Here is a 24,796-nt window from a genome sequence, read left to right on the forward strand (position 1 = left end):
AAAGACAAAAGAGGTTGATGGGGATATGCTAGGTTACTGAACCAAAACGACTTTCACCCTTTATACCTCAAATGGATTGGGTTTATAAATTGCAAAATGCTGATTGTCAAACATCATTCAGAAGATCAATTTAACAGTTCTGCCGGGTTCTTCCGCCCGTGAATTTGATGGCTGTTGGGCTGCAAACTTTCCTTTGGGACGTGTGTCTTATTACAGGTAGCCTACCCAAGTGCAGTAGGCTAATAATTAAACCTGAAGATATCAATCATTCTCTAACAAGCCCCAAATCCATTCGACTGAATTGACCAAAACCCCATAGCTCATAAAGTGGAATCAATTTGCGCTTCTTGATTTTCAAGCAAGCAGGCATGAAATTTTCAAAAAACTGTGTCAAATCACGGATATAGGCGGAATCGAAATTTTTTATGTCGTTCGCAGTAGGCTCCTGTATTGAGAAACTTGTTTTCGATAGCTCTTTATAGAAAATTGGATCACCCTGGAGCTCTTTACTTGCCCTAATTATGGACACCCACTGTTGGTCTAATTCTTTATAAGTGAACACAAAGGTTTTTCCTAAAGTCATGACCTTAGTAATCCCTCTACCTGTATTCGTATAAATAATACTATCTGGCTTTTGCAAACATAAAGTATCATTTTTTATCATATAATAACCAAAAGCCACATGCCAATATGAATAACAAGCTTCATCTTGATAAATTTTACGTTCATATCTACCATTGTGCAGTCTGACAGTTTCCGCTGAGGAAAAAATACTTTCATTTTCGATACGTTGGTACACTTGACTAAAACTGAAGGTGGAAGAAAGGCAGATAAGAGCAGTAAGAATATATTTCATTGATATTTTTCCTAAAAGCAGATAGAACGAAAAATGTTTACCTCATTAAACAGCCTTTATATTTTCTTCATCGTTCACTCTGTCAATCGGAACCTGAGAATGAACCTACTTTATAAGACGTGAAACCTGTCGCAGGTAACCCGTCACCCAACAAATAGAAAAGGCGCAAAAAGAAAGGGCTACTACCTAAAGTATTACTCTTCCTTTTTGCGCCTGACTATAAAAAAGTCGTGTACTACGTAACAAATGCGTATTAGCAGGATTCAGAAACTTAATCGACAATCTTCACCCGAATTCTATGAGGAGCTGGCTGGTTACCGCCAAAATAAAGACCTGTGTTATAGGCAAAGGTTTTGTTATGGGTAAACGGAATGGGGGTTCCACCCAGCACCTGATAAACCTTACGATCATAATCAATCTTGATGGTCATTCGGGTGGGCTGATTAATGGCGGTTTCGGCTACTTTGAAGTCGATACGTTTCCCTTCTACGTACGCATAAGCCCCCAGATCGATACGTCCGGTTTTTGTATTATAGCGCCAGCCGACCCGTGCCCCATCGACCTGGTGCGGGGGAACGCCATCCAATGATTGATCTTTGGAGCCAACAAAACCCAGCCCGATCACTTTATTCCAGTCGTCGGCATCAACGGCGCCGATGTCGTAAATGCAACTGCTATCGAACGTTACTTCGGCGGTGATTTGGCTAGGGCTGATTAGCATCCCTACTTTACGTTTAGGCATAGGCTCATGCTCGCCCGCTTCGATAACAACCCAGTCGGAGTTGGATACCAGAAAATCGGGTACGCAGGCGCTCATGAAGAGGCACAGGCCGACAAAGAGCATTTTGGTGGCGAGTGCAGACAACCGTACCGTTATATTGAAAGGAAGCATACTATGATGAACGAAATGCGTACTGTTTTGCAAATAACGTTATAAATCCACGGAACTGTATCTCGCTTAATCAGAGCGGAGAGCTTTCAACTAAATAGAGATATTGGCTAACAGGTCAACGCTTACGAATCTATATAGTTGATTTATAACGGATAAAGCCCGTGGTAAGTTATTGCTAATAGGATTATTTTTAGCCTTATAGGCAACGTTTTTGTATCTTTCGACATCATTATCCAAACCGTTTTGTTCCTCTTTCTATGGAGTCTGTTAAGCCTGGCATGGCTGGTTGGCGTTTAGGTATTCCCGTTTATATCTATGCCGTTGTGTTCTCATCATTATGCGTATTGATGGGATTACTCTGGGATATTATGTGGCATATGAGCATTGGTCGCGATGGGCTGCTGGCTCCTCCACACGTCGTGATTTATGTAGGTGCTGTTGTCTCTGGTTTATTCTCCGCCTACCAGATTTTACAACTCACGTTCACCAAAAACCATCCGGGCCGGGTGGTATCCATTCCGTTCTGGGGTATTTTTTATGGATCATTAGGGGCTATGTTTAGCGTCTGGGGAGCGTTGGCCATGCTGACATCGGCCCCGTTTGACGATTGGTGGCACAATACGTATGGTTTGGATGTCCAGATCCTGACACCTCCCCATACAATTCTGGCTATCGGCATCATGACGGTACAGTTTGGCGCGATGGTGGGCGTACTGGCTCTGCAGAATCAGTACCGCAATCAAACACTACGTCTTGATACGGATGCCGATCGGCGGGCAACTCGTTTGAAATGGTTTTTTGCTATTGCGGCAGGATTGCTGCTGATGGTGCTTTATACGCTGATGTCGGAGTCGATGCGTAGGCATGAATCACATCACTCCCGGTACTACGTTACAGCCGCTATTATTTTTCCGTTTTATCTGCTGGCCGTCGGGCGGGCTTCTTTACTACGCTGGCCCATTACGACCATTTCGGCTATTTACATGATAGGTATGTTGCTACCCAGCTGGATACTACCTTTCTTTCCGGCTACGCCACGGCTGGGCCCGGTAATGAATCCGATCACGCATTATCAGGCGTTTCTGTTTCCGGTCGTATTGGTTATTCCTGCCCTGGGAGTTGACTGGCTGATGCATCGTTTCGAAAATCCGGCTGATGGAAAACGGAAACTGAATGATTGGTTGTTAGCCGGTATATATGGCGTAGCATTCATGGTTCTGTTGTTAGCGGTCCAATGGCCATTTGGCGAATTTCTGCAAACATCACCCTATGCCAATAACGCTTTCTTTCTGTCTAATTCCTGGACATACGATAGTAGTCCGGATTGGGAATATCGATTTGCCTACGCTCCCTGGAATCTACAGTCGCCCGCCGATTTCTTGTTTGCTTTCGGGAAAGGGCTACTCTATGCGACTCTGTCGGCTCGTGTTGGTTTGTTGTGGGGTAACTGGATGAAACGCGTTGTACGATAAGGAGAGCCTAAAGCATCAAAAATTCATGAATAACAAGACACTGAGTCATGGTAAGCTCACCAACCGGATGCTTACACTGTGGTCGTTCCTTTTCGTTTTCTTCGTTTCGATCAAGGCTGAAGCCCACGTAGGTAGTTCGGGGGTTATTGTGCAGAAACAGGTTGGCAAGTACAATTTGCTCATCAGCGTAACGCCACCCGACGTAGTACCTGGTACCGCCAAGGTTACCGTTTTTGTGGAGCAGGGACGAGTCAGCAGTATCGGTGCGCGGCCAATTTACTTCCGATCCGGCGATAAAGGAGCACCAACCCACGACGTACTAACGGCTGTTGGAACCAATCGCTACGAGGGCGATTTATGGCTCATGGATTCAGGTTCATCGAGCGTTGAACTGAGTCTGGATGGGCCGGATGGAAAGCAACAGGTTGTTGTGCCGGTCGTTGCCGTCGCTACGGCCCTGCGCGATATGCCCGCCGGAACGGGCTGGGGGTTAGCTGCCCTGGGCCTGTTGCTGATTGTAATGATCATTACCATCATTGGCGCCAGTAATGCCGATGGGGTCGTCCTGCCTGGTCAGCCAGCTCCGAAAACGCTCGGTCGTCGTCGGTTGGTTGGTATGGGCGTTGGCCTGGTTGTTGTTACGCTCATTCTGGTTGGCTGGCGTTCGTGGTGGAATAGTACGGCTGAAGACTACCGTAACCTTCAATTATATACAGCCACGCCCGTCCGTTCATCGATCAACATAGCGGATGCTCAACGAAAGTTGACGATCCAGTTTGATACAACGGGCTTTAGGAAGAAACAGATTCGAAGGCTGTTCAGCTACGTAATACCTGATCATGGTAAGTTGATGCATGCATTTCTGGTTCGTACACCGGGCCTGGGTGCGTTCGCCCATCTGCACCCCGACCGTGTTGATACGTTGCAATACACATCGGCTTTACCGCCGACCTTGCCAGGGGGCAAATACTTACTATATGCCGATATTGTGTACCGAAGTGGTTTTGCCGAAACGCTGACCGATACGGTCGACGTACCCTTTATAAAAATCAGCGCTGAAGCTGCAGCGGCTGCGAAGCCTACCGATACAGATGACAGCTGGCTGGTGACCGAGCCAATGGGCGTGAAGGCTAATGCTGTTAACGTACCGCATCTGGACAATGATATGGTTGTTTGCGGTAAACCCGGCGCCAGTGTGAAGCTGGAAGATGGTTCAACTATGCTGTGGATGGATAAGCCATCGCAGGTGCTGGAAGCCAGTAAGTTATATACGCTAAAGTTTGCTGTGGCCGATGCGCAGGGGAAAGCCGTTACGTTGGAGCCTTATTTGGGAATGGGTGGGCACGCTGCCATTCTACGCTCTGATGGTACAGTATATATCCATCTTCACCCGGTTGGTACGTATTCGATGGCAGCGGAGGGTTCGCTGGTGAACCGCATTGCCGATACCAGCCGTACGTTTCGTTTCCCGAATGCCGTTACGTTTCGGGATAGTATTGATGCCTACGTAGCAAAACTGAAAACCTTGCCCGAAGCGGAAAAAAATAAGCTGTTGATGGCCGGAATGCCTCCGATGAGCCACACCATGAAAACGAACAATATGGTTGAGTTTCCATACGCGTTTCCCCGTGCCGGTCACTATCGTATCTGGGTACAAGTGAAACGTAACGGCCGCGTTCTGACGGGTGTGTTCGATACGCAGGTCAACGAACCATTGCTTTAACGAGTAGTTTCGCGTTTTTTTTGTTTTTAGATGTATCACGGATCAACCATCCGTTCCTGTCTAAAAGCGGACTTTGTTCCGTGATACATCGACCATTTATGTCTCAATCCGTAACCCGTCGCCAGACATTGGCAACGCTCACAGCCACGCTTGGCGCATCGGTATCGCCAGCGTTAGCCTCTTCATCGGCCGCTCCTGCTGCTACGTCTCCCTTTACGCTCTGCCTGAATATGAGTACCATTCGTGGGCAAAAACTCGGCTTGGTTAAAGAGTTGGAAACTGCATCGAAGGCTGGCTTCAGGTCCGTTGAAATCTGGATTGATACGTTGCAGGAGTATATTAAATCGGGTGGAACGGTAGCCGATGTGCGGAAACGACTGGCTGACTTAAACATACGGGTTGAAAACGCCATTGGCTTTGCGCCCTGGATCATTGATGATGAAGCGGCTCGCGCTAAAGGCGTTGATCAATTAAAGCGTGAAATGGAATTGCTGGCGGAAATTGGTTGTAAACGCGTGGCGACCCCGTCAGTAGGAGCCCAATCGCCCGATGCGCCTGTTATCGACCTGAAAAAAGCGGCCGAACGGTATCGCGCCATTCTTGAAATCGGCGATAAAACCGGAGTTGTTCCTCAACTGGAAATGTGGGGTTTTTCGAAGAACCTGAGCCGACTGAGCGAAGTAATGTACGTAGCCATCGAAAGCGGCCATTCGTCGGCGCGGGTGTTGCTGGACATTTACCACATCTTCAAAGGCGGATCGAGTATCGACAGTTTGCCGTTAATCGGAAAACCAGCCATCGAGATCTTTCACGTTAACGATTACACCGCGAATATGAACAGGCAGACCATTACGGATGCCGACCGTGTTTTCCCCGGCGATGGTGTAGCGCCAATCAAAGAAACGCTGAAGCTGATTAAAGACCCCAGCAAATCCATTATTCTGTCGCTGGAAGTATTCAACAAAACCTACTACGCCCAGGATGCCCTGACGGTTGCCAAAACCGCTATGGACAAAATGAAAAAGATGGTAGCGGGGGTGTAGGAGAATGATGAATGATAAATTACGAGTTATTCTTTTTTGTAAATCATTCATCATTCATCATTCATCATTCATCATTCATCATTCATCATTCATTCCTCGTCGGCTCGTCGGTCGGCGCGAATTTCGGGAACGGTGTCGGGGTCGATAAGTCCCAGCGAAGCGGCATGTTCGGCCGCTTCGACCGTATCGGGGACTAGCAACATGGGTACGTTATAGGATTCCGTTGTTCGGATGAGTTCGCGAACGGCTTCGTCGCGACGATCTTCCGTTACGTCGCGAATGTAAATTGCTCGTATGCGGCCCGGATTGTCGCGGACAACCTGCGCATAAATTTCGGGGTCCTGCTGGCCGCTGTCGCCAATCAAAACGAACGGGAGCTGCGGATTTACAGCCATCACTTTCCTGATCATGGCGAGTTTATGCGTATGATGTGACTTTGACGATAACAACTTAGGATCGAATCCTAAATCCCGGAGCAGGATAGGGCCTTTGGGAATGCCCTGAATCCGAAAAAAGTCGACCAGCAGATCGTACAAATTCCACGGGCTGCTCGATACAAAGTAGATTGGATTGAACAACGTAGTGAGTGGTCCGCTCTGCAACGCCCGGTAAAAGGCTGCGATGCCCGGAAAAGGCAAACGGGTATAGGCATTGCCTAGAAACGTAAGCCGTGCTGTTTGCAGAATACTGGTTGCGCCCGTTACCAGCACCGTATCATCGATATCAGAAATAACCCCAAACTGGCTGTATAAGGGCGATACCATCAGGGAACCGTCTTTGATAACCGATTCGCCATTGGGTTGTACTACGTTGTCGAGCGCGTAGCGAACGGGAAACCAGGCCCGGCCCGGTGGTAAATCGTCGGGTGGGTTAATGGTTAATTCAAAATAGCCTTCGTTGTCGGTAACGGTTGTATGACTTTGGTCGAAAGCTTCGATACGTACCGTTACGCCCGGCACTTCGTCGGTTTCGAAGCGTTGATACGTAGCCACCAGATTTTGCCAGAACGTATCGTTGTCGCTGGGGGTGCTCAGGTCGCGCTGACGTAGCACTCGTCCCTTTAGCCAGACCGCCGTAGGACTTCCGAAACCCCGGTAATACACAATTTTGTAGGGCTTTTTGGCATCGAGCCGTCCAAATAGCCGGTTCTTGAGCCTGTCGAACTGAGCTTCGGCATCAGTGCTGGTATTCACTAAAAAGTCTTTCCAGGTAGTCATTGTGTTTTGGTGTTACGTATGGCTGAAATCTGGTTTTTTAACGAAGATCGTTCCTGACTTATCGGCCATACGCGGGTTTGGTGGTAACTTGCAGGCAAAATAGCGATTGACGATCTGTAAGAGAACTGGATTCTCTTTTCATTAGTAGCCACTCACTAGTTATAAAATCATGAGCAAACAAATTGTTTATACTGATCAGGCGCCTGCGCCAATCGGGCCATACAGCCAGGCCGTAAAGGTTAATGGCATGTTATTCGTTTCGGGGCAGATTGCCAGCGAATTAGCAACTTCCGGCGATATTAAGGCTGAGACTAAAAAAGTAATGGAAAATATCGGTGCTATTCTGACAGCGGCCGGTATGGACTATAGCAATGTGGTGAAATCCAGTATTTTCGTCAAAGACCTGAACAACTTCGGCGCGATCAACGACGTATATGGTCAGTTTTTTACCAGTGAGCCACCGGCCCGCGAAACCGTTGAAGTGGCTCGTCTGCCGAAAGACGTAAATGTTGAAATTTCTGTCATCGCCGTCTAAACCGGGATTTATTTGATTGTACTGATTAGCCTGATTCTGTGAAATACACAGGCTAATCGACTAATTAATCATGATGACAAAATTCTGAAAATCAATTTAATCAAATGAATTCCGGTTCAGAAATCCGCGTTCGTTTTGCCCCAAGTCCAACCGGGCCCTTGCACATTGGTGGGGTACGTACTGCGCTATATAATTACCTGTTTGCCCGTAAGATGGGCGGAAAAATGCTGCTTCGCATTGAAGATACCGACCAGAATCGGTTTGTGCCCGGTGCTGAAGATTATATTCTGGAGTCGTTACGTTGGGTCGGTATCGAAATCGATGAAGGCCAGGGCGTTGGTGGCCCACATGGACCTTATCGGCAATCAGAGCGCCGGGAAATTTACCAGAAAGAAGCTCAGCGGCTCATTGACGAAGGAAAGGCCTATTACGCGTTCGACACGGCCGAAGAACTGGACGAAATGCGTCGTCGGCTCGAAGCAGCTAATGCACCAGCCGCGCAATACAATGCTATCACGCGGATGCAAATGCGGAATTCGCTGACCATGAAACCCGAGGACGTTCGGGCACGCATGGAGGCTGGCGAACCTTACGTTATTCGTCTGAAGACACCACGTAAGGAAGAAGTCCGTCTGAACGACCTGATTCGCGGATGGGTTAATGTTCATTCGTCGGCTATTGACGATAAGGTGCTGCTGAAATCGGATGGTTTGCCAACGTATCACTTAGCCAATATTGTAGACGATCACCTGATGGGCATTACGCACGTCATCAGGGGTGAAGAATGGTTGCCATCGGCTCCCCTTCATGTGCTTTTATACCGGTATTTAGGCTGGGAAAGCACTATGCCCCAATTTGCCCATCTGCCCTTGCTGCTCAAGCCCGAAGGAAACGGGAAATTGAGCAAACGTGACGCCGATTTGGGTGGCTTCCCGATTTTTCCGTTAAAATGGACCGATCCGTTTACGGGGCAGGAAGCGCGTGGTTTCCGCGAGGACGGTTATCTGCCCGAAGCAACGGTCAACTTTTTAGCGTTGCTGGGCTGGAATCCGGGAACGGAGCAGGAGTTGTTCACCATGGAGGAGCTGATTGCTACGTTCGATATTGCGCAGGTTCACAAGGCCGGAGCGCGTTTCGATATTCAGAAAGCGAAGTGGTTCAATCACCAGTACGTTCGTCAACGCCCTGATGCCGAACTCGCACCGACGGTTCAGCAACAGGCAGAAGCCGCTGGCTTTGACTGTCCGCTGGAGAAAGCCGAGAAAATTGTGGCTCTGCTGAAAGGGCGCGTCAATTTTGCGCGTGAAATTTTTGACGAAGCGAGCACAATCTTTAACGCGCCTGCTACGTATGATGAAGCCATTGCTACGTCGAAATGGAACGACGATGCGGTGAAAGCCGTTACGGCCTTCCGCGATGCCCTACTGGCTTTTGAGGGCGATTTTGTGGCTGACAACATCAAGCATACGCTATCAGATGCCATGCAGCAGGCAGGTATCAAGCAGGGTAAAATCATGCAGGCTATGCGTCTGGCGCTGACGGGCCTTGGTGCTGGTCCTGACCTGATGCTGACAATGGAAATTATCGGCAAAGCCGAAACGATTGCTCGTTTGGAAAAGGCATTGGGTTCCTTACAAATAAGTATATGATGTAGGAAGTATGGTGTATGTTTGGAGCGATAACTTGTAAATTTTAAACCCATCGCTCCAAATTAAACCGCAGACGAATATCATTAAAAGTAAAAGCTTTGCTTTTGCCATACGTATTGTCAATCTGGAGAAATATCTCCGCAGGATAAAAAGAGAGACTACGCTGAGTCGCCAGCTACTACGAAGCGGCACCTCTGTTGGCGCTAATATCCGTGAAGGATACAACGCTGAATCAGATGCTGATTTTATTCATAAATTTGGTATCGCCCAGAAAGAATGTGACGAAACATGTTATTGGCTAGAATTGTTAAATGCGACAGACTATTTAGACGATAAGCAGTTTGCGTCTATATAGGCGGATGCGGAGGTGCTGCTCAAGATTATCAAGAGTGCCATTCTAACAAAAAAGAGAAATTGTTCTCGGTAGTATACATCATACTTCCTATATCATATATGCAATAAGCATGGCAAAAAAGAAAAATCCTGACGAAAATGATAAGCCACGCGTTCATAAAGAACTCGAAGGCTTCGATATTCAGATTAATTCCTTTGGAGAAATTACAACCAGTTTCGACATCGACCGGATTAATCAGTTTCTCAACAAAACGGTCGATGATAAAAAACTACGTCACCGTACCGATCTGAATCTGAAAGGTGAACCCGAACCCGACGAGAAAGACGAAGATTCGGATGAGGATGACCTGTTCGATGAAACGGATAATGATTTGCCCGATGACATTAATCAACGTTAAAAAAGCCCGACCCGCTAAATTGCCCGGTCGGGCTTTTTTTGTGCCGTTTATACGAATAATACATCCGGAAATACCGAGGTTTCTGTAGCTTTCGTCCACTAATCAATCGCGCCGGGTTTGCCGGTAAGCATAACCTAAAACTGCTCTTAGCAATGTATTCTCACGAAATTGACTACAAGATTATTGGTGAAGACATCCAGATTGTAGAAATCGAACTGGACCCCAACGAAACCGTTATCGCCGAAGCCGGATCGATGCTGTATATGGAAGATGGCATTACGTTCGAAACCAAAATGGGCGACGGCTCACAACCCGATCAGGGCTTTATGGGACGGTTATTTCAGGCTGGTAGCCGTGTGCTAACCGGGGAATCGCTGTTTATGACCCATTTTACCAATCGTGGGGTCGGCAAGCGGAAAGTTGCCTTTTCGGCTCCTTATCCTGGCACTGTTATGCCCATCAATCTGGCTAATGTTTTCGGTAATACGTTGATTGTGCAGAAAGACGCCTTTTTGTGCGCTGCGCTTGGTACTAAATTGAGTATTCACTTTAATCAACGATTAGGCGCCGGTTTTTTTGGAGGTGAAGGGTTCATTCTGCAGAAAATTCAGGGCGATGGTATGTCTTTTATTCATGCCGGGGGCGTAGTGATTGAACGCACGCTCTATAACGAAACGCTACGTGTCGATACGGGTTGTGTGGTAGGCTTTGAGCCTAGTATCAGTTTCGACATTCAGCGGTCGGGTGGTCTGAAAAGTATGATTTTTGGCGGAGAAGGCTTATTCCTCGCTACGTTACGTGGTTCTGGAAAAGTTTGGATACAATCGATGCCGATCTCTAAACTAGTGCAGCGTTTATCGCCCTCTGGCGGACAGGCTCACAAAGAAGGGGGCTCTGTATTAGGCCAGTTAGGTAATTTGTTTGAAGATTAAATGGGAATCAGTTCTGCGTTGAACTTGTTATCTTTGTGCGATTTTAGAGAGCAAGAAACAACAGATGGAAGTTATTTGCACGAACGATAGTTTTCCCACACCCGTACTGGCTTTTTATGCTGAGTTTGGGGTGCAGACGCCAAAGCGCGATAAGATGTACACCATTCGGCAGGTAAAACGCCACACAACAGGAGAAACCGGTGTACTACTGAACGAAATTCAAAATCCTGATGTGCCCGTCAAGCACCCGGTCATGGGCGAAGTCTGGTTTGAACCGACGTTCAATATAAACCGATTTGCTACGTTGATGGGGCAGCCTGTTCGTCAGGAAGAGCTGGAAGATGTGAACGTATAAATCAGCCTATAAAATGTCGAAAAAGCCCGGCACCAAATTGCCGGGCTTTTTCGTTTATCTGTAGCCTGGACGGCCACGTCCGGGTATGATCATTCAACCGATTACACCCGGATGTGGCCGTCCTGACTACGTTGTCCGTGATAAAATACTCGCTCATTCTGCTTAGTGGCCTCTGGCTCATGGCCTGTGGTAACGACTCGTCGGAGAATTACACGCCTAAACCAAAAGGGTACCCACGTATTGATCTGCCAACGGCAACCTACAAGCTGCTGGAGCCTACGCACCCGTATCAGTTCGAGTATAATTCAATAGCGCGCATTCTGCCCGATACGTTTGCCCGCTCGGAGCCACACTGGATTTTTATTAACTACCCCCAATACCACGCCAGTGTTCAATTGACTTATAAGCCAGTTGGGGATAATATAAATCGATTGAAGGCTATGCTGGAAGATTCGTACAAACTCGCAACCCGTCATAACATCAAGGCATACGCTATAGAAGAAAAGAAAATTCGCCTAAAATCGGGCCTGGAGGCCAGCGTTATCGATCTGGCTGGCGAGGTGCCGAGTCAGGTTCAGTTTATCACTACCGATTCGACAACTCATTTTCTGCGGGGTGCACTGTACTTCAATACCGCTACGCAGAACGATTCGCTTCAGCCCGTTATCCAATACATCCGCAAAGACATTATTCATTTGCTGAATACGCTGAAATGGCGGAAATAAGTAAAAAATCGATCAGTAATTTGCTAGCCGAATTCCTATAAAATCAACAAGGAAGTTCCAACGTATCAACCTCTTATGGAATCATAGCAGAAATAAAAGAGCTATGCGTAGGTTGATCGTTCTACTATTTTGGACTATCGTTGGGGCTGGGTGCCACAAAGAAGTTAATCCTGACTGCGTTGAGGTTCCCGTCAGATACATTACATGTTATTTGAGTTACGACCCTATTTGTGGTTGTAATGGCAAAACATACGGTAATGCCTGTGAAGCGGAAGCTTACAGCATACGATCGTACACCCAAGGAGCCTGTCGCTAAATTGGTTCATAAAAACTTCTTGCTCAATTCTTTAGGCGTGCATTTAATTTGCACTTTTGCTGAAAAGGGGACTATTGGGTTACCTGATCCAAACTAATCATTCTGGCAATGAAGACAATCTTTTTGGCAATAGGCTTCTCCGCCTTTTCCTACGGAATTCTGGCAAATCCGGTTCCGAAACACAAGGCAGTTCCGAAATACACCATCGAACAGTTCATGAAGACAATCCGATTTGGTGGTTCGGATATTTCACCTGATGAACAAACGGTATTATTTAGCAGCAATCAGGACGGGGTGTTCAATCTCTACGAAATTCCGTTCAATGGCAATGGGCAGCCAAAGCAGCTAACTGTTTCCAAAACCAACGCCATCTTTTCAATCGGATACCTGCCTGATGGGCGCATCCTCTATAGCAGCGATGAGGGTGGTAACGAACTGAGCCACATTTATTTGCGCGAGACAAATGGTGCGGTGAAAGACCTGACGACCGCCGAAAAAGCTAAATTTCAGTTTGCTGGCCTCAGCCACGACCGCAAAAGCTTCTTCTACCAGTCGAACCAGCGAGACAAATCGGCTTTTGATGTATACGAAATAGATTTGACAACATTGACGCCCAAACTGATTTTCAAGAATCCGGGCGGTTTCTTACCCGGCGATATATCGCCCGATAAACGCTACGTTGCCCTTGCGAAAACGATAACTACTACCAACGCCGATGTCTATCTGTACGATACGAAAACGAAAGAGAATAAACTGCTGACCAAACATACGGGCGATGTCAATAACGGCCCGGAGGGATTTACGCCCGATGGTAAAAAGCTGCTTTTTTCTACCGACGAAGGGGCTGAGTTTGCGTATGTGAAAGCCTATGATCTGGCTACTGGTCAAAGCGCCGTACTTGACAAAGCCAACTGGGATATTATAGCAGATTATCCGTCTTACCATGGCCGCTATCGGGTTTTGTCGGTTAATGACGATGCCCGTACAACCTTAAAAATCATTGATACACGTACTAATCAGCCAATAAAATTGCCAGCCCTCCCCGGTGGCGACATTACGGGCGTGAACATTACGGACAGCGAAAATCGCATGACGTTCTACGTCAACAGTTCTAATTCGCCCGCTACCCTTTACTCTTACGATTTTAAATCAGGGAAAGTAACTCCATTGGTACGTGGTTTAAATCCTGAAATTAATCCTGATGATCTGGTAGCGGGCGAAGTGATTCGGTATAAATCGTTCGATGGTATGACGATTCCGGCGCTGCTTTACAAGCCCAAAGACGCGAAAGCAGGCGATAAACTACCCGCGATCCTGTCTATTCATGGTGGGCCGGGTGGTCAAACGCGGCTAACGTATTCGCCATTGGTACAGTATCTGGTCAACAGCGGTTACGTAGTACTGGCCGTCAACAACCGGGGCAGTTCGGGTTACGGTAAAACGTTCTATGCGGCCGATGATCGGAAACATGGCGATGCGGATTTAAAAGATTGTGTGGCATCGAAAACGTTTCTCGCTGGTACGGGCTACGTTGATCCCGCTAAAATCGGGATCATGGGTGGTTCATACGGCGGTTATATGACATTGGCCGGCCTGACCTTCACTCCCGACGAGTTTGCCGTGGGGGTCGATATTTTTGGCGTTGCCAACTGGCTTCGTACGCTGAATAGTATGCCCGAATGGTGGGGACCACAGCGAGAAGCCATGTTTAAGGAAATCGGACACCCAAAAACAGATTCCGTTGCGCTTTACAACAAGTCACCGTTGTTTCATACGAAACGGATCAGGAAGCCGCTTCTGGTTATTCAGGGCGCGAATGACCCGCGCGTCTTAAAAATCGAATCCGATGAAATTGTGGCTAATGTGAAGCAAAATGGCGTTCCGGTTGAGTACGTTACGTTTCCGAATGAAGGGCACGGTTTTGTGAAAAAAGAAAACGAAATCACCGCCTACAAAGCCGTCAAGGAGTTTCTCGATAAATATCTCAAAGGGCCGGGGCAGTGACCATGACTAAACTTTTGTAACAATAGTTGTCTGCTCGTCCGTAATGTAATTGCAGACGAGCAGACTGTATAGACTCATCTCTTCCATGCAAACGTAGTAAAAACTGACTTTTCTTCGCTATTTATTGTCTATCAATAAGTTAGTGCTACTTCTTTAGATTCACTACGTTGCTGGTCCGCCTACAAAAAGCCCAACACAATCTCGACCGCACATTTTTTGTTAGTAAAGCCAACTGGTTGCCTTCGATAAACAACAACGACAGCAGAAGGCTCAGACTTTTATAGAGCAATTTCGGTTGTTACGTTGCCCTCATTTGCTAATAATACGACCGTTGGTGAACGTTGATGTATGGGTAATGTCAAATAATCACTAGTTTTAAAATAGCTAATAGCGCTTCTGATTACCAGGATGGTAGGAGGAAGCGTGAAAAACAGTTTACATAGACTTGTGTTGATGGCAAAATTACTTCGGTCATAATCGACGCTCGTTTGCTAAAAGCCGAAAAGATGTTTTTGTCCTGCTAACGCAGGACAAAAACATCTTTTCAAAATAACCTAAGCTATTTACACTTGAGTACTTCCCACTTATTAGTCTGGTTATAGTGATTATGAACGCTACTCGCTTGCTGCTCGTCGACGACCACCAACTGATTCTGGATAGTTTACAGTCGCTGTTGGGATCGATACCGAACGTAGAGATTGTTGGTAAGGTCAACGATAGTCGCCAGGTATTGGATCGGCTCACTCTTACACCGGCCGACATTATCGTCTGCGATTTACACATGCCCTATGTGTCGGGTATTGAACTCGCCATGCAGTTGCGCCAAAGCCATCCGCATATAAAAGTATTGTTGCTAACCATGGCCGAAGATACCAGAACGATACGGGAAGCAATCCGTATTGGAGCCGCTGGTTATATGCTAAAACGGTCGGGACGGGATGAGCTCGAAAAAGCAATAGTTGCTCTAACGCAGGGGAAACGCTATTTCAGCAGCGACATTCTGGAGCTGTTAGCCGACGAAGATGACGCTCTGGTACCTGATCATACGCCACTTGCTACGTTAACCGACCGTGAAATGGACGTACTACGTTTAATTGCCGACGAAAATCAGACACAGCAGATCGCTCAGAAACTCTTCATCAGCGTACCAACGGTTGAAACGCACCGTCGCCATCTAATGCAGAAACTCGGCGTTAAAAGCGTAGTTGGCATGGTTAAGTTTGCCATGCGGTATGGACTGGTGTCGTAAGGGGTATAATAATCTCGTTTTGCATACCGCCAGTTCTGTTTGACTCTACTGTCCAAGTGCCGCCCAATGTATCGACTCGTGCTGCTACATTCTGGAGCCCACGCCCTTCAGTACGTTGCTCGTTAAACCCCGTTCCGTTATCGCCAACGGTCAGACTTAACCGCTCTTTTGTGTGGCTGAACGTAACGTAAGCTTCGGTTGCCTGGGCATGTTTACACACATTCGTGAGCAATTCCAGACAGATACTATAAACTTCAAATTCGGTCTGCATATTCATCCGAGGCAATGTATTGGTTCCTTCCAGCAGAAAACGTACCGACGTATTACGGTTCAGTTTACCAATCAATTTTTGCAGGGCTACCCGTAGCCCTTCCTTAGCCAGTTCGTCGGGAAGCAGGTTATGCGAAAGCAGTCGAACATCGGTGTAGGCTTGGTTAATCTGCTGACTAATAGTGGTATATACACTCTGTTCAACGGGCGAAAGCTTCGATTTGTCCATCGCTTCCAGGTTCCAGCGTAGCGCCGAGAGTGTAGCTCCCAGATTATCGTGCAGATCAGCCGCTACGCGCTGGCGTTCAATCGTTTGTCCACGTACTAAAGCGGCAGTGATCGCTCGGTTTTTTTGCCGTAGCTGGCGGTTGTTGTAGAAAATATAGCTGGATAAAATAACCAGAATAACGAGGCCGATCAGCAGAAACCGCTGAATCTGCCGCTGTTTCTCAATCGTGAGCTGTGCTATTTGATCGGCCTGTGTCTGAAGTTCATACTCAGCCCGAACCGACTGAAAACGATGGTTGTTATTATCTTCATTAATGGCATCGTTTAGCTTCACAAACCATTCGTGATTCGCTAACGCCTGAGCCATGTGCCCCGTCGCTTTCTGCGCTTCATACAACACCCAATAGGCTCCCCGCTGGCCATAAAGCGACTCTTTTTGCTGACTATAGGCCAAACATTCCTTTGCTTTCGCCATAGCCCGGTCATACTGTTTTGCGGCTACAAACAGTTCGGCCTCGTGTAGCAACAATTCAGGCATCAAGTACTCTTTGCCCGTTTTATGATAATATCCGGCCGACCGGGTAAACGATTGTTCGGCCTCCCGAAACAGCTTTAAGTCGGTAAGCGCCTGACCATAATAATCATACGCATAACCAAGAGCAGCGGTATCTTTTTGTTGATAAATAGCGATAGCCTGCTCAATCATTGCTTTGGCCCGGTCGGGACGTTTTCTGGTTAATCGATAGGCATCGCCCAGTTCAACGAGCACATGAGCACGGGTCAATTGTAGAGCTGGAACGTGGTCCGACAGACGCAGGCAGGTTTCGTAATGCGGAATGGCACGGTCGTAATTATCGAGCATATCGTAGTTGTTGCCCAGCGACCGATGGAATACGCCCTTATAGTAAACATCATTCTGTTTCTCCGCCAGTTTCAGCCCTTTCAGGCCGACCCGTATGGCTTCGTAGTGACGATTGCCGATGTTGAGGCAGCTTGCTTTTCGAATCAGCGCCAATAAAACGCCCGCTTTCCACTCCCGCTGTTCGGCAAGTTGATACGCTTTTTCGAGATAAACCCGGCTGCTATCAACCGGTTCTTTCTTGACTAGTTCAAGCACAAAGTCGGCGTAAGCACGTGCCAGCAACGTATCGCGCGTGTACGTGGTGGGCTGCGCTTCGAGTTGTTGAATAGCCTTCCATTTTGCCCCAATAACGGTTTGATTTTGGGCTGATACGTATCGAATGGTCAGCACAAGCAATACGTATAGCAGATGAGTGGGTTTCATGGCTGATTAGTAGCGTATTCCGAAACGAGTCAATACAACTTAAAAGTGGCGGTTTGTTTCTGAATTCCCAGCAATTGTTCTGAAAATTCATGGTTTTCCATGAGCCACAAAATCATGGAAAACCATGAGTGAAAAGCATGGGAAACCATGACGGATGAAGCGAAGCCGTTACCCCAATTTTGTTCTGCAAATAACGCCAATGCTTTAGTCATGAACCTCACTCTTCGCCAGCAACAGATCCTGAACCTAATCGCCACTGAGTTGACAACGAGTGAAATTGCCCGCCAGCTGGGTATCAGTGTTCCAACTGTTGAAACACATCGGCGCAACCTCTTTCGCAAAGCGGGCGTAAAATCGGCAGCTGGTTTGATAAAAGAAGCCATGCGGCAGGGAATAATTTATTGATTTTCAGGATTGACATACATCCGTTTTCAGACATCATCGCTATCCATACCAATTTTTATGAAAGCCAGACCTTTGCTTCCTATTCCGTTACTGACCAGCGCCTTGTTTAGGGTAGAGTAGCATGCGTATAGTCACTGTTCGGGATCGCCTGATCACTCAACACAACTCTCTTTTTTCTATGAAAATCTATTTCTTCCTGGTACTCATTTTATTCGGTAGCACTTTGTTTGCTCAGACCAATTACGTACAACGAACCGCCAATTCAGCCACGCCAGCTAGCTTTAACACGTTGGTTGGTCCATCGGCAGGTAATCTGAGTATGAGTGGTGAGAGAAGTGTATTTATAGGCTTTTCATCGGGGTTTTCGAATACCACAGGCTCCCAAAATACCTTTATGGGCTACCAGGCGGGCTATTCAAATAAAACAGGAGGAGCCAATATCTTCACGGGTAATGAGGCCGGTTACTCCAATACAAGCGGAGGATCCAATATCTTCACAGGTAACCGGGCCGGTTACTTCAATACAACCGGAATCGCCAATGTCTTCACGGGTAATCACGCTGGTTATTCAAACACAATAGGTCAGAATAATATCTTTACGGGCGGCAGGACGGGATATAGTAATACAACAGGTAATGATAATGTCTTTACAGGAACTGAAGCTGGCTATTCAAATAAAACAGGGTTCGGGAATGTCTTTACAGGAACTGAAGCTGGCTATTTTAATATAACAGGGCGGGCTAATGTATTTACAGGAACTGAAGCTGGCTTTTTTAGTACCACGGGTAATAATAATGTCTTTACGGGTAATGAAGCTGGCTGGAGAAATACCACGGGCTCCCAAAATACCTTTATGGGCTATCAGGCGGGTTCTAACAACACTACTGGCAGCAACAACATTATCATTGGTCCTAATTCAGGTACGACCATCACCACCAGCGACGACAATGTACTGATGGGCTACAACGTACAGGCAGGTGATGGCTCGGGGGGGCACCATGTGATTATCGGTGGCGAAGCTGGTGGCGGAATCTGGGCGGGGGTGAGCAATACGTTGATTGGCCACCAGACCGGCGCCGAATCGCTGGCCCTTCATCATGCCACGGCCATCGGTGCGGGTGCTCAGGTCAGCGTGAGCAATGCGGTGGTGTTAGGCAGGGATGCCAATGTAGGCATCGGCACGAGTGCGCCAACGGCCCGGTTACACATCCGAAGTGCGCAGGCTAACGAGTCGGGCATTCGTCTGGAAGCGCTCACCAGTACTAGTCCTGTGCTGACGGCTAGTGACCGGTTTCTGAGCGTGAACGAGCGGGGGGATGTGGTGCTGGCTCGTTATCGGTTGACGATAACGCATACGAACGAATGGGCTGACCGGGTGTTTTCTTCTGACTATTTGCTCAAACCGCTTGCCGATGTGGAACGCTACGTTCAGACGAAAGGCCACTTGCCGGGTATGCCATCGGCAGAGGACGTAGCGAATCAAGGTGTTGACTTAGCCGAATTGAATGCCAAACTGCTGGAAAAAATTGAGGAATTGACCCTACATGCTATCAAGCAGGAGCAGCGGATCGACCAACTAGAAAAGCAACTGATTCGTCAACGCAATTAAGCCTGACTTGCCCTACTTTGAGTTCTACCTGTCATTACTGTCATGCGCGGCAGCCTGATGCTACCCGCACAACTGATCCAGTGCAGAAAAACGATATCTGGAACGGATCAATGGGGAATAGAAATTCATGAACGTAACGGTGCTTGCGAAGCGGTAAATGCCATTTTGGGCCGGATACTGCACGTGATAGGAGGGCATGTGGACAGTAAATAGGCTATTTACCACCCCCAACCCCCTCCTAAAACAGGAGGGGACTCCAGACTCCACAGCTTTTTTTAGACCACTCCAGGGGGTGGTGAAATCAAAACCCCTACAAGATTAGCCTATGGTTGAATTAAGGTAGGATTATTCAGCCATAGAAGATTTTGAACGTCGTTTCCAGACACTATCCATCCAACACTATGAAAACATTGGCAATCGTTTTTTCTCTTGTGTTAAGTGGCAGCCTGCTTCAGGCCCAGTCCTTCGTTGGAATCTGGCAGGGAACATTACTTGGCTCGCAAGATCAATCGGTACAGGTTGCCTCGACGCTCACGCTACGTCAGGAAGGCAATAACTACCTGGGTAATTTAGTGATGCGGCTTCCGAATGGCACGGAAGAAAGCTATGGCATTAAGGCTGTTTTGGTGAACAACATACTGGCAGGAACGGCCACATTTCCTTCCGATAACACGTCATATCAGATCGAGTGTGTATTCCAGGGCGACAAGTTGGTTGTTGCTGTTGGGCTATTGACTGTTCCAGTAATGGGTGGTGTATTTACGAAGGGGCAACAATCGGTAAAGGTTCCTCAGATGAAGAAAAACGAACCGTCGGCGGTTGCCAGTTCAGACGGATTATTCCGAAATAATCGGCTGGTTGGTGCGTGGGCTCATACCCGATACTACGGTAGTGGGGAGTTTTATGGGTCAGTACGTACTACGCTGATTTTTTATCCCGACGGTCGTATGGCGACAGGATCATCGTCGGGCAATGCCAGTTTGGGAGGAAGCTCCGTCAGCAGTACGTCCGATGGTATTCAGAGTATGGAGGGCGTTCGCTGGTACTCAAAAGGCGCTGAACAAATCTGGTTACGGTATACCGGGCGTGGCGCAGGGGCAGACAAGCTTTTTGCCGAGTATGGTATATCGTCCGATGCGCAAAAAATTCTCTTATACCGAAATGGAGGTAAGCAACTCTATCAGCGGGTGCAATAGTATTCCTGGTCGGGTATAGATGAGCAAGTCTCACCGGAAAGACATTGTTGTGCGCAAAAAAAGTACGCCTGTTCATCTACAAGTACTCGTTGATTTGCACGCTAGTAGAGGATTTATACTCTCTGAGAACTTCGTTTTGTTAACCCTAACAGACGTAAATCCGACTAAATCAATTATTCGTCAAACCAATTACTATCCAACCATGAAACGATGCCAACAGTTTATCCAGTACGGATGGTTACTGGCACTAGCAAGTTTGTTTATTGCCTGTAAAGAACAGCCGCAAACCTTTGCCGTACATGCGCCTATTTTCCCCTCAAATACCGAAAGAGTGACCTATACGCTTCGTCGTATTGAGGGTGATGTAGAGGTGGTTCGTTTATTCGAATCGGTACAAACGATCAATAGCGCGGGTACTACGTCGGCCCCGTCTGCGGAAGTGCTGCTCAAAACCTGGAACAGCCCGTCAGCCTCTTCTTTTCCGCTCACCTTTACTCGTTCAACGGGTTACGGATCAAACCGGCTCGTAACGTATCGTTTTGAAGTGGTTGGATCAAAAAACAACTACCAGCATCGAATTACGTTTGCTACCCGCCCTTATCCAGTACCCAATCAGGCGGCTCCAGTCTATGTCGTAGGGGATGTCAATAAAATCATGAATCTGGTTTTTATTCCGGATACAGATATGGCTTCGGACCTGACCACCTTCAGAAATGCAGTCAAGACGGATATTGATGAAGTATTTCACGAAGAGGACTGGATTCGTCGGTTTAGAAGTTCATATAATTTTTTCATTAACCCCGCCACTGGTCATGCGCACGATTACGATACCGAAACGCGCGACCACGAACTGCCTTCTAACTGGGATAATTTGAGTTTTGCTCAGGGGAAAGTTATTCTGCACAGCCGTTCTATCCGTGATTTTAATGAGCCGGATAAAAATCTATTCTCGGCCGAACACTACGTAAAAGGCACGTTATTACACGAGAGTGGCCATTGTTTTTATCGGTTGGCCGACGAATATGGAGGAGGAGTCCATTGGCAGGAAGCTGAACTGCCCAATAACTGGTCGACATTGATTGCCTGTCGGAATGATGCGGCTGGCCGTGGTATGACCACTGCCGATGCGCATCAGATGGGTACTAGCGGTTGGTATAAGTTATGCCCCGCTAGTTGCGTTATGGAGTCGTCGGGAGCAGCCATGCATCCTTACGAAAAGCCCTGCCGCGATCGGATTCTGTATGCATTGCTCAAACGATCATCTCAATAAACGCTAGCTATGAAAACGACATATCTATTCTTGTTGCTGACGATGTTGACTGGCTATTGTTATGCCCAAACCAGCACGGAGAAACTCTCGAAAGAGGAACGAAATCAACTGTCGAATGAACTCCCCAAATTAGACCGGTCGGCTGGTCAGTTTAATCCGGCATTTTTTAACGATACAAAAAATAGCCATCAAGCCGTCATTGTTCAGGTCGACAATGGTGTTTATACGCCGGTTAAGCGTGTTGAGCGGCCTGGTAAACTACCTTTTTTACAAGAGCAGGATGCACCATTTGTTATTAGCTACCTTTCCAAAGATGGCAAACAATTGGGGGGCTATTCTATTGCTACCCCAGCCAGTGTACGTAGTTGCGAAAGTCAGCGCGTTGGGGCGCGTAGCCCGGTGGGGAAATTCACGTTTGAATTGTTGATCCCTAATGACCCAGCGATTGAGCAACTAGCACTTTTCGATAATAAAAAGCGGATCGTTACGCTATCGCTTCCCCGTGCGACGAAGCCACCCAAAAAATAAGCCCTGAGCGAATTGGGTAGCGCTTTCTGAGCCGTACCCACGAATAGTAACAACTTAATCTGACCATTTCGGGCGAACGGTAGCGCGGCACGACTACTAGGTCTGAATTACGCCCACAGAAAATGATTTGGTGATGGGCGCATGATTAGCGGCTGCAATACCTTCTGACAGGATCTGCCGGGTTTGTAACGGGTCGATAACTGCATCGACCCAGAGCCGGGCGGCTGCATAGTAAGGCGACAATTGGGCGTTATACTGATCGGTGATTTTTTTCAGCTGAGTTTGCTCTTCGTCGGGCGTCATGGGCTGGCCTTTGGCTTTCTGGGCGGCTACCTGAATCTGTAGCAGCGTTTTCGCGGCCGAAGCGCCACTCATAACCGCCATTTGGGCCGTTGGCCACGCCAGCATCAGACGAGGATCGTAGGCTTTGCCACACATAGCGTAGTTGCCCGCTCCGTACGAATTGCCTAGTACAACGGTAAATTTCGGTACTACTGAGTTAGCCATAGCGCTAACCATTTTGGCACCATCTTTAATAATGCCCCCCTGTTCGGCCCGGCTACCAACCATAAAACCTGATACGTCCTGTAAAAACACCAGCGGAATCCGTTTCTGATTGCAGTTCATGATAAATCGGGCGGCTTTGTCGGCGGCATCACCGTATATGACACCGCCCATCTGCATTTCGGCGGGTTGGCCAGTACGTCCTTTCGCTTTCACAACTTTACGTTGGTTGGCAACAATGCCCACCGCCCAACCGTCGATACGTCCGTAACCACAAAGCAACGACTGTCCATAATCGGGTTTGTAGGTGTCAAAAGCAGAGTTATCCACCAGTCTATCCACAATCTCCTGCATATCGTAGGGTTTTACCCGATCAGTTGGTAGAAGCTGGTAAATATCGTCGGGGTTTTTAGCGGGCAGGGTAGGAGCAATACGGTCGAAGCCAGCGGTTGCCTGATGGCCGGTTTTGTCAAAGATTCGTTTAATAGCATCCAGGCAGCTTTTGTCGTCAGGATATTTATTATCGACAACGCCTGATATTTCGGTGTGGGTTGCCGCTCCGCCGAGGGTTTCAGCATCAACGTCCTCGCCGATGGATGCTTTTACCAAGTACGGGCCCGCCAGAAAAATGGAGCCCGTGCCTTCCACAATCAAAGCTTCGTCGGACATAATGGGCAGATAGGCTCCACCGGCTACGCAGCTACCCATGATGGCCGCTACCTGCAAAATGCCCATTGCTGAGAGCTGAGCGTTGTTACGAAAGGTTCGGCCAAAATGCTCTTTATCCGCAAAGACTTCATCCTGCAGGGGCAAATACACGCCAGCACTATCGACCAGATAAATAATCGGCAGATGATTCTCCATCGCGATTTCCTGCGCCCGGAGGTTTTTCTTCGCTGTAATGGGAAACCAGGCACCGGCCTTGACCGTCGCATCATTCGCCACAATCACGCACTGACGACCTGATACGTAACCAATACCGACCACAACCCCGCCCGACGGACAGCCGCCATGCTCGGCATACATGCCTTCGCCGGCAAATAACCCAATTTCAATAAATGGCCGATCTGTATCGGTCAGATAAGCGATACGTTCGCGAGCGGTCAGTTTCCCTTTCCGGTGCTGATCGTCAATTTTCTTGGTGCCACCACCGAGTTGGGTTTGAATAGTCCGTTGGGTTAGTTCGTCGATGAAGGGTTGCATGAATGTAGGGTTTGGATACTGTAGATTTTGCTGTATGTTAAGGGAAACGTAGCAACTACCCTAACTGTTGGTTATGGCTACATTTTCAGATAAGTCAGAAATGACTTTATCTTTATTGTCTACGCTGGTACGAACGAATCGTGCGGATAAATGGGTAATTGGCTACAATTCAATAAACGGTATTTCTTTCTGGCAGTTTTTCTATTTGTTGTTGAGATTCTGATTGCCAGATTCGTACATGATCAAATTGTCCGTCCTTACGTTGGGGACTTTCTGGTTGTTATACTTATCTATTGCTTCATAAAAGCATTATTGAACGTATCAGTGGAAAAAACGGCGCTATTTACGCTCCTGTTTGCGTATACGCTTGAGATTTTGCAGCATTTTCAATTCGTTGATAGAATTGGGCTAGGTAAGTTTCGACTGGCTCGAATCGTTGTCGGAACTTCGTTTGAATGGCTTGATCTGGTTGCTTATACTGCCGGTATTGGGCTGGTGCTCTTCGTTGAAGGGCGACTGGTTAAAAATAAAAAAAGAGATATCAGTACGTACTGAATATGTATTTGTTTCCGTAAGGT

The 24,796-nt window shown here is 47.6% G+C and carries 23 protein-coding genes; 18 read left to right on the plus strand and 5 right to left on the minus strand.

Annotated features, from left to right (window positions below; genetic code table 11):
- Positions 1–265 precede the first annotated feature (265 nt).
- Both GK108_RS03720 and GK108_RS03725 read right to left on the minus strand, forming a co-directional pair.
- Positions 266–856, minus strand: coding sequence for a hypothetical protein (locus GK108_RS03720; protein WP_163942943.1), 591 nt, complete (start codon positions 854–856; stop codon positions 266–268).
- Between the two features lie 271 nt (positions 857–1,127).
- Positions 1,128–1,748 carry a hypothetical protein gene (locus tag GK108_RS03725; protein ID WP_163942946.1) on the minus strand — a complete coding sequence of 207 codons (621 nt, stop codon included), beginning with the start codon at positions 1,746–1,748 and terminating at the stop codon, positions 1,128–1,130.
- A gap of 257 nt (positions 1,749–2,005) precedes the next feature.
- Here GK108_RS03725 and GK108_RS03730 point away from each other — a divergent pair, with 257 nt between their 5' ends.
- The 3 genes from GK108_RS03730 (at position 2,006) to GK108_RS03740 (ending at position 5,986) form a co-directional block, all read left to right on the plus strand.
- Positions 2,006–3,220, plus strand: coding sequence for a hypothetical protein (locus GK108_RS03730; RefSeq protein WP_246224651.1), 1,215 nt, complete (start codon positions 2,006–2,008; stop codon positions 3,218–3,220).
- 67 nt (positions 3,221–3,287) lie between these two features.
- Positions 3,288–4,943 carry a hypothetical protein gene (locus GK108_RS03735; RefSeq protein ID WP_394366269.1) on the plus strand — a complete coding sequence of 552 codons (1,656 nt, stop codon included), beginning with the start codon at positions 3,288–3,290 and terminating at the stop codon, positions 4,941–4,943.
- Between the two features lie 98 nt (positions 4,944–5,041).
- A complete protein-coding gene (locus tag GK108_RS03740) occupies positions 5,042–5,986 on the plus strand; it encodes a sugar phosphate isomerase/epimerase family protein (protein ID WP_163942953.1) in 945 nt (314 codons plus the stop codon).
- Between the two features lie 89 nt (positions 5,987–6,075).
- Here the strand turns inward: GK108_RS03740 and GK108_RS03745 are convergent, their stop codons facing one another.
- The gene (locus tag GK108_RS03745) at positions 6,076–7,203 is read right to left on the minus strand and encodes an App1 family protein (protein WP_163942955.1); all 1,128 of its coding nucleotides are present in this window, start codon (positions 7,201–7,203) and stop codon (positions 6,076–6,078) included.
- 169 nt (positions 7,204–7,372) lie between these two features.
- On the opposite strand from GK108_RS03745, the gene GK108_RS03750 reads away from it, so the two are divergent.
- From GK108_RS03750 to GK108_RS03790, 9 genes are all read left to right on the plus strand, one after another.
- Positions 7,373–7,738, plus strand: a complete 366-nt coding sequence (locus tag GK108_RS03750; RefSeq protein WP_163942958.1) for a Rid family detoxifying hydrolase — start codon at positions 7,373–7,375, stop codon at positions 7,736–7,738.
- 104 nt (positions 7,739–7,842) lie between these two features.
- Positions 7,843–9,387: a glutamate--tRNA ligase gene (gene gltX, locus GK108_RS03755; protein WP_163942961.1), complete on the plus strand. Its 1,545-nt coding sequence runs from the start codon at positions 7,843–7,845 to the stop codon at positions 9,385–9,387.
- Between the two features lie 82 nt (positions 9,388–9,469).
- Positions 9,470–9,742 (plus strand): four helix bundle protein, encoded by a 273-nt coding sequence (locus GK108_RS03760; protein ID WP_170305379.1) that lies wholly within the window; start codon positions 9,470–9,472, stop codon positions 9,740–9,742.
- A gap of 109 nt (positions 9,743–9,851) precedes the next feature.
- The gene (locus GK108_RS03765) at positions 9,852–10,139 is read left to right on the plus strand and encodes a hypothetical protein (RefSeq protein WP_163942964.1); all 288 of its coding nucleotides are present in this window, start codon (positions 9,852–9,854) and stop codon (positions 10,137–10,139) included.
- A gap of 152 nt (positions 10,140–10,291) precedes the next feature.
- A complete protein-coding gene (locus GK108_RS03770; protein ID WP_163942967.1) occupies positions 10,292–11,071 on the plus strand; it encodes a TIGR00266 family protein in 780 nt (259 codons plus the stop codon).
- Positions 11,072–11,135: 64 nt separating this feature from the next.
- Positions 11,136–11,426, plus strand: a complete 291-nt coding sequence (locus GK108_RS03775; RefSeq protein WP_163942970.1) for a hypothetical protein — start codon at positions 11,136–11,138, stop codon at positions 11,424–11,426.
- A 137-nt stretch (positions 11,427–11,563) separates the two neighbouring features.
- Positions 11,564–12,151, plus strand: a complete 588-nt coding sequence (gene gldD, locus GK108_RS03780; protein ID WP_163942973.1) for a gliding motility lipoprotein GldD — start codon at positions 11,564–11,566, stop codon at positions 12,149–12,151.
- A 424-nt stretch (positions 12,152–12,575) separates the two neighbouring features.
- Positions 12,576–14,471: a S9 family peptidase gene (locus tag GK108_RS03785; protein ID WP_212592704.1), complete on the plus strand. Its 1,896-nt coding sequence runs from the start codon at positions 12,576–12,578 to the stop codon at positions 14,469–14,471.
- Positions 14,472–15,078: 607 nt separating this feature from the next.
- Complete coding sequence (locus tag GK108_RS03790) at positions 15,079–15,720, plus strand: response regulator (protein WP_163942976.1); 642 nt, start codon at positions 15,079–15,081, stop codon at positions 15,718–15,720.
- On the opposite strand, the gene GK108_RS03795 is transcribed toward GK108_RS03790, so the two are convergent.
- Positions 15,686–17,503, minus strand: coding sequence for a tetratricopeptide repeat-containing sensor histidine kinase (locus GK108_RS03795; RefSeq protein WP_163942978.1), 1,818 nt, complete (start codon positions 17,501–17,503; stop codon positions 15,686–15,688). The genes GK108_RS03790 and GK108_RS03795 overlap by 35 nt on opposite strands.
- A gap of 210 nt (positions 17,504–17,713) precedes the next feature.
- Between GK108_RS03795 and GK108_RS03800 the strand changes: the two genes are divergently transcribed.
- From GK108_RS03800 to GK108_RS03820, 5 genes are all read left to right on the plus strand, one after another.
- Entirely contained in the window at positions 17,714–17,908 is a 195-nt protein-coding gene (locus GK108_RS03800; RefSeq protein ID WP_163942981.1) for a response regulator transcription factor, read from the plus strand.
- 178 nt (positions 17,909–18,086) lie between these two features.
- Positions 18,087–19,517, plus strand: coding sequence for a right-handed parallel beta-helix repeat-containing protein (locus tag GK108_RS03805; RefSeq protein ID WP_163942984.1), 1,431 nt, complete (start codon positions 18,087–18,089; stop codon positions 19,515–19,517).
- A 401-nt stretch (positions 19,518–19,918) separates the two neighbouring features.
- On the plus strand, positions 19,919–20,713 hold the full coding sequence (locus GK108_RS03810; protein WP_163942987.1) for a hypothetical protein: 795 nt from the start codon (positions 19,919–19,921) through the stop codon (positions 20,711–20,713).
- Positions 20,714–20,915: 202 nt separating this feature from the next.
- Positions 20,916–21,983, plus strand: coding sequence for a hypothetical protein (locus GK108_RS03815; protein ID WP_163942990.1), 1,068 nt, complete (start codon positions 20,916–20,918; stop codon positions 21,981–21,983).
- Positions 21,984–21,992: 9 nt separating this feature from the next.
- Positions 21,993–22,511 (plus strand): hypothetical protein, encoded by a 519-nt coding sequence (locus GK108_RS03820; protein WP_163942993.1) that lies wholly within the window; start codon positions 21,993–21,995, stop codon positions 22,509–22,511.
- Positions 22,512–22,607: 96 nt separating this feature from the next.
- Here the strand turns inward: GK108_RS03820 and GK108_RS03825 are convergent, their stop codons facing one another.
- Entirely contained in the window at positions 22,608–24,218 is a 1,611-nt protein-coding gene (locus tag GK108_RS03825; RefSeq protein WP_163942996.1) for an acyl-CoA carboxylase subunit beta, read from the minus strand.
- Between the two features lie 150 nt (positions 24,219–24,368).
- Here GK108_RS03825 and GK108_RS03830 point away from each other — a divergent pair, with 150 nt between their 5' ends.
- Positions 24,369–24,773: a ribosomal maturation YjgA family protein gene (locus GK108_RS03830; protein ID WP_163942998.1), complete on the plus strand. Its 405-nt coding sequence runs from the start codon at positions 24,369–24,371 to the stop codon at positions 24,771–24,773.
- The last annotated feature ends 23 nt before the right edge of the window (positions 24,774–24,796 follow it).

Source organism: Spirosoma terrae (assembly GCF_010435915.1).
GTDB lineage: Bacteria > Bacteroidota > Bacteroidia > Cytophagales > Spirosomataceae > Spirosoma > Spirosoma terrae.

Coding starts and splice junctions, on each gene's coding strand:
- GK108_RS03820 (WP_163942993.1), top strand. CDS start 21,993: ATGAAAACGACATATCTATTCTTGTTGCTGACGATGTTGACTGGCTAT.
- GK108_RS03750 (WP_163942958.1), top strand. CDS start 7,373: ATGAGCAAACAAATTGTTTATACTGATCAGGCGCCTGCGCCAATCGGG.
- GK108_RS03745 (WP_163942955.1), bottom strand. CDS start 7,203: ATGACTACCTGGAAAGACTTTTTAGTGAATACCAGCACTGATGCCGAA.
- GK108_RS03795 (WP_163942978.1), bottom strand. CDS start 17,503: ATGAAACCCACTCATCTGCTATACGTATTGCTTGTGCTGACCATTCGA.
- GK108_RS03775 (WP_163942970.1), top strand. CDS start 11,136: ATGGAAGTTATTTGCACGAACGATAGTTTTCCCACACCCGTACTGGCT.
- GK108_RS03770 (WP_163942967.1), top strand. CDS start 10,292: ATGTATTCTCACGAAATTGACTACAAGATTATTGGTGAAGACATCCAG.
- GK108_RS03730 (WP_246224651.1), top strand. CDS start 2,006: ATGGAGTCTGTTAAGCCTGGCATGGCTGGTTGGCGTTTAGGTATTCCC.
- GK108_RS03765 (WP_163942964.1), top strand. CDS start 9,852: ATGGCAAAAAAGAAAAATCCTGACGAAAATGATAAGCCACGCGTTCAT.
- GK108_RS03800 (WP_163942981.1), top strand. CDS start 17,714: ATGAACCTCACTCTTCGCCAGCAACAGATCCTGAACCTAATCGCCACT.
- GK108_RS03740 (WP_163942953.1), top strand. CDS start 5,042: ATGTCTCAATCCGTAACCCGTCGCCAGACATTGGCAACGCTCACAGCC.
- GK108_RS03790 (WP_163942976.1), top strand. CDS start 15,079: ATGAACGCTACTCGCTTGCTGCTCGTCGACGACCACCAACTGATTCTG.
- GK108_RS03825 (WP_163942996.1), bottom strand. CDS start 24,218: ATGCAACCCTTCATCGACGAACTAACCCAACGGACTATTCAAACCCAA.
- GK108_RS03815 (WP_163942990.1), top strand. CDS start 20,916: ATGAAACGATGCCAACAGTTTATCCAGTACGGATGGTTACTGGCACTA.
- GK108_RS03810 (WP_163942987.1), top strand. CDS start 19,919: ATGAAAACATTGGCAATCGTTTTTTCTCTTGTGTTAAGTGGCAGCCTG.
- GK108_RS03720 (WP_163942943.1), bottom strand. CDS start 856: ATGAAATATATTCTTACTGCTCTTATCTGCCTTTCTTCCACCTTCAGT.
- GK108_RS03735 (WP_394366269.1), top strand. CDS start 3,288: ATGCTTACACTGTGGTCGTTCCTTTTCGTTTTCTTCGTTTCGATCAAG.
- GK108_RS03830 (WP_163942998.1), top strand. CDS start 24,369: ATGGGTAATTGGCTACAATTCAATAAACGGTATTTCTTTCTGGCAGTT.
- gltX (WP_163942961.1), top strand. CDS start 7,843: ATGAATTCCGGTTCAGAAATCCGCGTTCGTTTTGCCCCAAGTCCAACC.
- GK108_RS03785 (WP_212592704.1), top strand. CDS start 12,576: ATGAAGACAATCTTTTTGGCAATAGGCTTCTCCGCCTTTTCCTACGGA.
- GK108_RS03805 (WP_163942984.1), top strand. CDS start 18,087: ATGAAAATCTATTTCTTCCTGGTACTCATTTTATTCGGTAGCACTTTG.
- GK108_RS03725 (WP_163942946.1), bottom strand. CDS start 1,748: ATGCTTCCTTTCAATATAACGGTACGGTTGTCTGCACTCGCCACCAAA.